Annotated in this window: 10 protein-coding genes; 5 read left to right on the top strand and 5 right to left on the bottom strand. The window is 52.7% G+C overall.

All coding sequences use genetic code 11. From position 1 onward, the window contains the following. Nucleotides 1-2 precede the first annotated feature (2 nt). The 3 genes from pbpC to CHH28_RS03940 all read left to right on the top strand — a co-directional run bounded on the left by pbpC (nucleotide 3) and on the right by CHH28_RS03940 (nucleotide 3,481). The gene (gene pbpC, locus CHH28_RS03950) at nucleotides 3-1,730 is read left to right on the top strand and encodes a penicillin-binding protein 1C (protein ID WP_094059087.1); all 1,728 of its coding nucleotides are present in this window, start codon (nucleotides 3-5) and stop codon (nucleotides 1,728-1,730) included. A gap of 23 nt (nucleotides 1,731-1,753) precedes the next feature. Beyond that, nucleotides 1,754-2,326 (top strand): hypothetical protein, encoded by a 573-nt coding sequence (locus CHH28_RS03945; protein ID WP_157729767.1) that lies wholly within the window; start codon nucleotides 1,754-1,756, stop codon nucleotides 2,324-2,326. Between the two features lie 363 nt (nucleotides 2,327-2,689). Next, the gene (locus tag CHH28_RS03940) at nucleotides 2,690-3,481 is read left to right on the top strand and encodes a MipA/OmpV family protein (protein ID WP_157729766.1); all 792 of its coding nucleotides are present in this window, start codon (nucleotides 2,690-2,692) and stop codon (nucleotides 3,479-3,481) included. Nucleotides 3,482-3,483: 2 nt separating this feature from the next. Here CHH28_RS03940 and CHH28_RS03935 read toward each other — a convergent pair whose 3' ends face one another. After that, nucleotides 3,484-4,419 (bottom strand): exopolyphosphatase, encoded by a 936-nt coding sequence (locus CHH28_RS03935; protein ID WP_094059084.1) that lies wholly within the window; start codon nucleotides 4,417-4,419, stop codon nucleotides 3,484-3,486. Nucleotides 4,420-4,556: 137 nt separating this feature from the next. On the opposite strand from CHH28_RS03935, the gene CHH28_RS03930 reads away from it, so the two are divergent. Continuing rightward, complete coding sequence (locus CHH28_RS03930) at nucleotides 4,557-5,138, top strand: outer membrane beta-barrel protein (RefSeq protein ID WP_094059083.1); 582 nt, start codon at nucleotides 4,557-4,559, stop codon at nucleotides 5,136-5,138. Nucleotides 5,139-5,191: 53 nt separating this feature from the next. Here the strand turns inward: CHH28_RS03930 and CHH28_RS03925 are convergent, their stop codons facing one another. Beyond that, on the bottom strand, nucleotides 5,192-6,034 hold the full coding sequence (locus tag CHH28_RS03925) for a crotonase/enoyl-CoA hydratase family protein (protein ID WP_094059082.1): 843 nt from the start codon (nucleotides 6,032-6,034) through the stop codon (nucleotides 5,192-5,194). A 78-nt stretch (nucleotides 6,035-6,112) separates the two neighbouring features. Then, entirely contained in the window at nucleotides 6,113-6,949 is an 837-nt protein-coding gene (locus CHH28_RS03920; protein ID WP_094059081.1) for a hypothetical protein, read from the bottom strand. Nucleotides 6,950-7,093: 144 nt separating this feature from the next. Here CHH28_RS03920 and CHH28_RS03915 point away from each other — a divergent pair, with 144 nt between their 5' ends. Beyond that, a complete protein-coding gene (locus tag CHH28_RS03915; RefSeq protein ID WP_094059080.1) occupies nucleotides 7,094-8,020 on the top strand; it encodes a LysR family transcriptional regulator in 927 nt (308 codons plus the stop codon). Between the two features lie 11 nt (nucleotides 8,021-8,031). Here CHH28_RS03915 and CHH28_RS03910 read toward each other — a convergent pair whose 3' ends face one another. Beyond that, on the bottom strand, nucleotides 8,032-8,943 hold the full coding sequence (locus CHH28_RS03910) for a histone deacetylase (RefSeq protein WP_094059079.1): 912 nt from the start codon (nucleotides 8,941-8,943) through the stop codon (nucleotides 8,032-8,034). Continuing rightward, a complete protein-coding gene (locus CHH28_RS03905) occupies nucleotides 8,940-9,632 on the bottom strand; it encodes a S24 family peptidase (protein ID WP_094059078.1) in 693 nt (230 codons plus the stop codon). The genes CHH28_RS03910 and CHH28_RS03905 overlap by 4 nt, the downstream gene beginning before the upstream one ends. Nucleotides 9,633-9,859 lie beyond the last annotated feature (227 nt).

Below are 9,859 nucleotides of genomic sequence, written 5' to 3'. Positions count from 1 at the left end.
CCATGTCGAAACGCATATTATTGACGGGTTTTCTTATAGCAGGCTTGTTAACAAGCCTGCTGTTTTATTGCGCTTTGCTACTGGTGCCATTGCCATTGGAAAAGCTGCAAGCACCACAGGCCTATCGCTTTTATGACCGCCACGATGAGCTGATTCATGTCATCATTTCTGATGACGACTTTTTTCGCCTAGCGGTCGACATCGATCACTTGCCGCCTTTGTATGTGCAGACTTTATTGCTGCAAGAAGATCAATTTTTTTATCAGCACCCTGGGGTGAACCCTCTCGCCGTGTTACGGGCATTGGTGGCCAATGTCACATCTGGAGAAGTCGTTTCTGGTGCCAGTACCATTACTATGCAACTGGCGCGTATGCTGGAGCGGAGTGATCGCACCGTTTCTGCCAAGCTGATCGAAATGTTTCGTGCACTGCAGCTGGAGCTAAGGTTTAGCAAAGCGGAAATACTTGAACATTATTTATCGATAGCGCCCTACGGTGGCAATTTAGAAGGTTTGCATGCCGCGACCTACGCTTACTGGGGTAAGCCTGCCGCGCAGTTGAGTCCGGCACAAATGGCTTTATTGGTAGTGCTGCCGAAATCACCCAACCGTTTTCGCCCAGACCGCAATGCAGGTATAGCGCGAGAGCAACGCAATGCCTTGCTGCAAAAAATGCATTCGGCGGACTTGATCGATCAACCGACGCTTGCACGTGCCATGGATGAACCTGTGCCACGCCAGCGCTTATCCTTTCCAAGCGAAATACCGCATCTGGCTTGGTGGCTTAAGCAACAACATCCGCAGCAAACGGATTTTTATACCACCATTGACTCTGTGGTGCAGGCCAGAGCGCAAAATATCGTGCAGCAACACATGGGCAGCTTGCATGGGCAGGGCATTCATAATACATCGGTCGTCGTGCTGGATACGGCAACGCGTGAGTTGCGTGCGTTGATAGGCTCTGCTGACTACTTTGCCCGCCAATATGAGGGGGCCAACAATGGCGCCACCGCATTGCGTTCGCCCGGCAGCACGTTTAAACCCTTTCTTTATGGGTTGGCCATTGATGAAGGGCTGGTCGCAGAAAAAACTCAGTTGGCCGATATTCCTTTTTCGGTGGCGGGTTATAGCCCGCAAAACTATGCCAAAACTTTTCGTGGACAAGTGACGGTGCGAGAGGCGTTAGTCGATTCTCTCAATGTTGTGACGGTGCGCCTCAGTCAACAATTGGGCATCGATAAGCTATATCAGCTACTTAAACAGGGCGGTATTTCGTCCTTGGATCAGCCTGCGGAATATTACGGTTTGCCGTTGGTGTTGGGCGGTGCCGAGGTCAGTTTATTGGAGTTAACCAACCTGTATGCCGCACTGGCCAACTATGGCGAGTATCAGCCGTATCAAACGCTGCGCCAATTGGGTGGCCATGTGCCGCCCGCGACAAAAATACTGAGCATGGAAGCCAGTTGGTTGGTGACGGATATGATGACGGATGTGGAGCGGCCGGATTTTCCAGCGATATGGCAGTACAGCCAGTCTTTACCCACGGTGGCATGGAAAACCGGCACGTCTTACGGCAATCAGGATGCCTGGAGCGTGGGTTATCACCCGGAATACAGCATCGGCGTATGGGCGGGTAACTTTGATGGCACGCCGGCTAAGCGCTTGGTGGGGGCAGTGCGGCGGCACCGTTATTTTTTGATTTATTTCAATCGCTGGTGCGTGATCCGGTGAAATGGTTTGGTCGGCCTCAAGGAGTGAAAGAACGCTGGGTGTGCGACCTGTGTGGTTTGCCTGGCAATCGCTATTGCCCCAATCGCACGCGGGAGTTGTACGTACCTAAAGTGACTGGGCCGGTTACTACAGAAATCTGCCAAGTGATGCAGAAAGTCGTTGTCGACGGCAAAGAGCAAATCATCGCGGTATGGCCATCGGAGTTGGCGGCTTTTTTACACCGCCATGGTATGCCTGTCGCCCAAGTGCCGGCCTATCAAGCGCAGCAGATGGCGGGCGAGCGCTATTTTGCGCCTGTGATTCAATCGCCTGTTGCCGGCGCTGTGTATATTCGTCGCCACGACCAGTTAACGGCGCAAGAGCAGCAAATCAAGTTACAGGGTGCCACCACGAATCGGGTTAAACGCGTTAAATGGTATTTGGATGACAAGCTGATTGCTGACTCGGATCAGCCTTACGTGCCCATATACATCAGTCCACCAGCAGGCGAATATGTGGTGACCTTGGTGGACGATACCGGCGGCTCAGATTCGGTGGTGCTAACCGTAGAAGACTATCGTGCCATAAGTGAAACAGGGTCCAGTTCTGCACCGTGATTCCGAGCCAGCCCGAAAGGCTGAGCCGAAAAGACTTTTTCAACAGGCTGCTAGCGAACCTCTGAATAATTCTGCACAGCCCTACGGGGAGCGCCAGAGAACTTCAGCTCTGTGTCGCCGATTTTTGCTGTAGCTGGCTAGAGCGGCAAACCGGCTTCGTGATCTGAAATCCTCTGGCGATCCAGAGCGGGCACCGAATTATTCAGAGGCGCCCTAGATAAACCCTGAGGAGAGTGGCTAGGAATCCTATGCTATGTTAATGCACAACTGCACACACTCGCAGTGACCATGCCTGGGAAATGGTTTGCCATCATAGTGAGAATTTAGATGACCATAGCATTAGCGCGAGCAGGAAGAGGGTTGATGACATTGATCGCAGCGATTGCCCTGCAGCAAACTGCCGTTGCTGAGTCCAACTACTCTTGGTCATCTTTCACCGAGCCCGCCTATGGTTTATGGTCGTTAGCAGCAAATCATCGAATTAGCGTATTCCGCGATGTGCCGACGCATACAACACCTGCACTGTTGGTGTTTGGTGGGTACGGCTCTGTGTTTATTGAGGCCAATCGCTTTGGCCATAACTTTTATCGCGATGGCACCTGGTTTGCCTCAGCAGTTGGTAATCTGCGCACTCACAGTACCTTGTCTCGGCAGCAGATCGACAACAGTGATGTATTAAGTCGCTACGATTTGGACGAACGCAAAGCTGCATTGGAAGCGGGCCTGCAAGTAGGGCGGCGTTTGCCCCACGGCTGGTTTGCGCGCTTTGCTTGGCTACAAGATGTTAGCCAACGTCATCGCAGTAGCGAAACGGAATTGCTGCTGTATCGGCGTGATGAATTAGACTTAGGACTGCCTCGTCCAGTCATTTTACTAAGCGTGGCGGGTGTGCAACGACAAAGTGCGGGGCTTAATAACTATTATTTTGGCATCGATAAAAAAGAAATCAGGGAAGGGCAGCCGTCGGTGTACCGTGCAGACGCTGGATGGTCAGCAGAACTTGAATTGATCGCTAGCTATCGCTTGCGTAATAGCGATGTTGGTGTCTATGCGGGTTTACGTCATTACCAATACGACCAGTCAGTGAGCGATAGCCCACTGACCCATGGCGGTTTGATCCAGCAATATTTTACCGGGGTTGGCTGGTATTTTTAGACTCAGCCATCGGCGGTGATACGTTGTACCAACTCGGCTAATACGGCTTCCGCTTTATCGTTGTCGACTTGACAGGTTCCGGCATTTTTATGACCGCCACCATCGTAGGATAAACACAACTCACCGATGTGCGTTTGGTGACTACGATTCACGATCGATCCACCAATGGCGAACACGGTATTTTGCTGTTTAAGGCCCCACAATACATGAATGGAAATATTCTGATTGGGAAATAGCGCATAAATCATAAACCGATTGCCAGCGAAAATGGTTTCCTCGTTTCTTAGATCCAGCACCACCAGATTATCATGCACTGTTGAACAACGACGCAGTTGGTCCTCAAACAATGGCCGATGTTGATTAAACAGCTCCACCCGCTCTTTAACGTCCGGCAATTGCAGAATTTGCTCAATACTATGGTCGCGGCAGTAATCGATCAGCTGCATCATCAATTGATAATTACTGATTCGAAATTCACGAAACCGCCCTAAGCCAGTGCGCGAATCCATTAGATAATTCAACAACACCCAGCCCTGCGGATGCAGGATTTCATCCTGGCTAAACTGCGCTGAGTCGGCTTTATCCACCGCTTCCATCATGTCCTGTGAAATATTAGGAAAGCGAGCGGTACCGCCGTAATAGTCGTACACCACACGTGCTGCTGACGGTGCTTCTTCAAAAATGATGTGGTTATCAGGGCGTTCATCACCGCGACGGCTTAACTCGGAAGCATGATGGTCGAAACACAAATGGCAGCCTGTCACGTATGGCAGGTTAGTCGTGATATCGTTGGCACCAATATCAATTTTGCCATCCTGCATATCCTTGGGATGAACAAACAGAATGTCGTCAATCATCCCCAGCTCCTTGAACAACACAGCGCACACCAAGCCATCAAAGTCGCTGCGGGTTACTAAACGAAATGGACCTTCACTCACGGCGTTTCCTCCACTCAAGCCATACCACAGCGTAGACGATTTAAGTCTAGTTGCGATGGTTATCCAAAGCTGGTTGAATGCGCGCCCTTTTGGGCAGTGAAGCCCACGGCAATATTGATAAATCTATAGGATAATAAATGCGCGTTTCTAAATTTCTCCCGCTTGCTCCCCTGGCTGTAATGGCCTGTTTATCCACGCCAGCCAGTGCTGACTTTTATGCCGGTCTGGTGATTGGCGGTGGCAGCGGTGAAACCGAATTCGACGGCTTTGGTACGTCAACTGTCGATCTGGATAGCAGCTTTCGTACTGTCAAACTCGGTTACATCATGGACTCAGACAACCGCTTTGAGCTGTCCGTGACTGGAATTGATGTTGAACAGGATAACAACGGTCTGGAACACGAGTTCAGTGGTCTCGACCTAGATTTCAAAGTCCCATTTGGCGAATCAAAATTGCGACCTTATGTGGGTGTTGGGATGGGCTTCTACAGTTGGGAAGACACTGGCCACTTGTTTGTCGACGGTGAAGACCTGAGTGGCGTGGCGATCAATCTCTCCGCGGGTGGTTTGCTGGAGCTGCACGAGCGCTTTGAAGTGGAAGCGGGGCTGCAGTATAAAGCCATTGCTTGGCAAAGCTATGAAGTACGCGGCAGCAGTGAAGAAATTGATGTATCAACATCGCTGACGCAGCTGACCTTAGGCGGTACTTTCCACTTCTGAACCGATATCGGTGCATGAATCAGCAGGCCTATCAGGCCTGCTTTTCATCGGAATCACTCAAACAAAGGTTTTACATCAAACAAGTCGTCGTATTCTGGCGAGGATTTAGTGGCCTTAGCTTGAAAGCTTTTCATCATATCCGTCGGCCGGAACATGCCAGACTGCCAGGTCGCCATGTAGGTTAGGCTGTCTTGTACGCTGTGATCGCGGCTGTAGTTCAGCATTTCTTTGCAGCCAGTGACGGCCAGAGGTGAGTTGGCGGCGATTTGCGCTGCAATCTTCATCACTTCCGCCAGCATAGTTTCTTGGTCGGCAAACACTTGATTAACCAACCCCAACTGCTGCGCTTCAGCGGCGTCGAATTTTCGCCCGGTATACGCCAGCTCACGCACCACACCAGGGGCAATCAACTTGGGCAGGCGCTGTAGCGTACCAACGTCGGCCGTCATACCCAGCTCGGTCTCTTTGATGGTGAAGTAGGCATCCTCTGTGGCATAACGACAATCTGCTGCGCAGACCAAATCCAGCGCGCCACCGATACAGCCGCCCTGAATCGCGGTTAATACCGGCAAGCGAATCTCTTCCAAAACACTCAGGCTGCTTTGTAATTGCAGTACCACGCGGCGCAGGTTTTCTGCCATACGGCCAGGGTCGCCGGTCATCGGCACTGTTTTCGGATCGCTGAAGACCGCTAAGTCCATACCCGCAGAAAAGTGTTTGCCCGTCGACGAGATGACCACCACCCGAGCGTTGCTACTGGCTTCGATATCACGCAGGCACAGCGGTAGCTCCAGCCAGAAGGCTTTGTTCATGGTGTTCAGTTGCTCAGGGCGGGAAAAGGTCACATGAGCAATGTGATCGATGATTTCGACGGTGAAGCATTGGTAGTCAGACATAAGCGGCTCCTTGAATGTTGACGCTGTCAATATAGGGAGCCGCTACTAAGGGGTCAATGGCTAGACGGCTCAAGCGTCTTACTCGCTGCTCGCCAGCTCATGTTGCTGTTGATACTTTTCTGCGACTTCTAATAGGTCATGGGCCATGTAATAAGTGCCGCCACCGGTTTGACGACCAACACGAATCAGGCCATTTGCTGCGCCCCATTTGCGGACGTCGGCAATGCGTTGTTGTTGCCATTCACAGTTCTGCCATTTGTTCAGTTCGGCCGAGAAGCGCTGGGTTTTGCCCTCCGCATCCGTGTAGCTGACGCTGATTTCGGTCAACAGAGGTGCATTGGGCTTAGCTTGTAAGGCGACCCAAAAGGTGCGGTCCATGCCTGGTGGTACCATCAAATTCTCTTCATATAAGTGATTTGAGCTGGTGCCCGCTGGAATGGACGCTTTTTCCGCTTCTTCGGTGAGTATATCGGCTGCGGTAATGGCGCCAATTCCGGCGCCAACGACATTAGCATTATCGTTACTGCTGTCGGCCATCAATCGGGCCACGCTAACGGCAGCCAAACGTGCAAGGTTAGTGTTGTGCTGATTACGCAAGGTGAGGTTATTTTGCGCGTCGGCCCAAGCGATCAGCTCTCGTCCCGCGAGCACATGGAATTGCTGCTCATGGCCTTCAGGCAGATGCAGTTCGGCGTTGTCCAGGGTATAGAAGTCGCTGCTGGGGTTTGTAACCGAAAAGGCCAAGTAACCTATTTGGTTGCTGCACAAAGCAGGGTTAAATGATGCTGAAATATCCAGTGGTGCTGAGCCGGCTTCGGTACCGACATAGTCGGCTTGTTGGCCAATATTAGAAGTGGCGCAGCCTGCTAGTGTCAGGCTGGTCATTAGTGCCAAAGACAGTCGTCCTAAAGTCATCGTTAAATTCCTTCTCATTTGCGTGAAATACGAATACTAAGGCAATTAAATCCGATGACCAGTGCAGATGATTAAATTATTAGTATCACAAATGGAACGTCCGTGTTCATATTGTGTTCAGGCAACCTGTGGCAGCGCTAGACGATGAATTTGGCGAAAACCGATCTGAATTTATTTGTGGTATTTGATGTAATTTACCAGGAAGGCAATCTTACGCGTGCCAGTGAGCGCCTGCATTTGTCGCAGCCTGCAGTAAGCCATGCATTGGCGCGGTTGCGTGAGCGCTTTAACGACCCGCTATTTGAGCGCAGCGGTAAACACATGGTCCCAACGCCGCTGGCCAAGGCCATTATCGAGCGTGTACGTCTGGCGTTGGCGGAACTGGAGTCGACCTTCAGCGAAGGGCTGATATTCGAGCCGAGTCACTCGTCACGACAGTTCACACTGGCGATGCGGGACTTGTTGGAAGCGACCGCGTTACCGGCGCTGATGAGCCACATTCAACCACAGGCACCGGGCATTCAATTGCGCAGTGTGCGTCAGCGTCGGCGCGACCTGAGCGCCACTTTAAGAGCGGGCAGTGTCGACTTTGCTGCCGATGTACTGCTGCCAGTGGCTTCCGACATTGATCATCAGCGCATTGGCGAGCAGCAGCTGGCGGTGTTGTTAAAACGCGATCATCCGGCGTTGACGCAGCCATGGGACGCCGACACCTATTTAGGCTGGGGCCACATACTGGTATCCAGCCGACCGGATGGCCCAGGTGTGGAGGACTTAGCACTCAACCGTGAGGGCTTGGAGCGTCGCATTGCGCTGCGTTGCCAAAACTATTACGCCGCGCTGAAAGTGGCGGCTGAAACGGGGCTGCTGCTGACGCTACCGACAGACTACGCCCATCAACTGGCACAAGAGCAGCCACAGCAATGGTTGGTCAAACCGTTTCCGGTAGCGGCAGCGGTGTTGGAAGTGCACTTGTATTGGCACCAAAAAGCCCTGCGTGACCCGGCGCTGGCTTGGTTGCAGCAGCAAATACTGACGGTACTGCAAGAAACCAGGCTCACTCGTGTTTGAGGGGAAGGCGCTTACAGATACAAGGGCGCCAGCTCAAACGCCGCCTCGATAGCGCTGGCATGGCGTTGCGCCAGACGCTGGTGGTCGCTGTCATAGCCGCCACCGATGACGGTGGCCACCGGAATATGGCGTTGTAAGCACTGCTGCAATACCAACTCATCTCGGCGTTTAACGCCTTGCCAGCTGATGTTCAAATGGCCCAGCGCGTCGTGCTGCCACACATCGGCGCCGGCGTCGTACAGCACCAAATCCGGCCGTTGCTCGTCCAATAAACGAATCAGCGTCCGCTCCACCACATCCAAATATGCGTCGTCTTCTAAGCCCGTCTCCAGGCCGATATCCACATCACTGACGGCCTTGCGAAAGGGAAAGTTCTTTTCACAATGGATGGAGCACGTGAGCGCCCGTGGCTCATTGGCCAGAATCGCGGCGGTTCCGTCGCCTTGATGTACGTCGAGATCAAATATCAGCACACGCTGCACCTCGCCTTGTTCCAGTAGCGTTTGAGCGCAGTAGGCAAGGTCGTTCACCAAACAAAAGCCCGAACCAAAATCGCGATGCGCGTGGTGGGTGCCGCCCGCCAGATGACACGCCAAGCCGTGCTCCAGCGCCAACCGTGCCGTCAGCAAGGTGCCATTGGGGGCCGTCAGCGTGCGTTCTATCAGGCCCTGACTCCATGGCAACCCTGTACGCCGCCAGACGCGTGCATCCAGGTTGTTGTTCACTAGGCCATGCAGGTAGTCCAAATCATGAACGATGGACAGCTGTTCGATACTGGCGGTCTCTGGCTGGTGCAAATTGCCATCGATCATGTCCCACTGCTGGCAATACTGATACAGCCGCACGAACTTCGACATAACGAAGCGGTGGTCACCGGGGAAGGGACAGGAATAATTGGGATGGTACACCAACGGCACGGTCATACGTTCTTCCCGATCCACACCACCCGGCCAATCACATCGAGGTCGGGGGTATCGTTGAGGTTGAGCAGCAAACGGTCGTAATTGGCGTTGTCGCTCAGTAGCCATACGCCCTGACCTGGGGCGACCTGGGTGCGCTTCACCAGCAAGTGGCCATCGTTGCGAATCACAAAAATCTGGCCGTCTTGCGGCACAGTGTCGCTGGTATCGACCATCAAGGTATCGTTATCGGCGATGGTCGGCTCCATGCTGTCACCGCGGGCATACACCATTACCAAGTTTTTGGCATTAAGGCCGCGGTATTGCAGCCAACGATGGCGAAAGGCCAGCCGCCGAGCCGGTTGCTCGTCCAGCGGCAGGGTGCCATTGCCGGCGCTAACGTGAACGTTGTAGCCGGGAATCAAGGCAAACTCTTGCTCAATGCTGACCGGCCCATCACTCCCTTCCTGACACAGCACCGGCTCTTCGCCAGTGATTAGCCAGTGCAAACGCACGCCGGACACCGCAGCCATCGACAGCAGGACGGAGATTTTAGGGTCGCTGTCTTTGGCGCTGTAGCGATGAATCTGCGATTCCGACACCTGAATCAGCTCAGCGAGGCGGCGCTTTCCTCCAACGGTCTCTGCCACCAATGCGATGCGGGAGGCAATGCCATTCAGATTTGCAACAGAAAGTTCATTCTGATTATCCATAAAGCGCGTCTCTTTACCATGTCTCTCAAAAATGGGTTAAAAAAACCTCGTCTGTCTATCATAAATGATTGAATGCTTGGGAGCCAGTGGTTACAATGTCTGTCGTAAATGAGAGGGTTGCTGCTCTTTTGTGAATGCCTCGACAGTCTTTAAGGCGTGATGAAAGCATTTTCGTGCCCTTCAGCGTCGCAGACAGGCGAGTCGACATCACTAAGTACAGCAAAAAC

This window comes from Bacterioplanes sanyensis (assembly GCF_002237535.1).
Classification (GTDB): domain Bacteria; phylum Pseudomonadota; class Gammaproteobacteria; order Pseudomonadales; family Oceanobacteraceae; genus Bacterioplanes; species Bacterioplanes sanyensis_A.
This window is presented reverse-complemented; position numbering and strand designations above follow the sequence as displayed.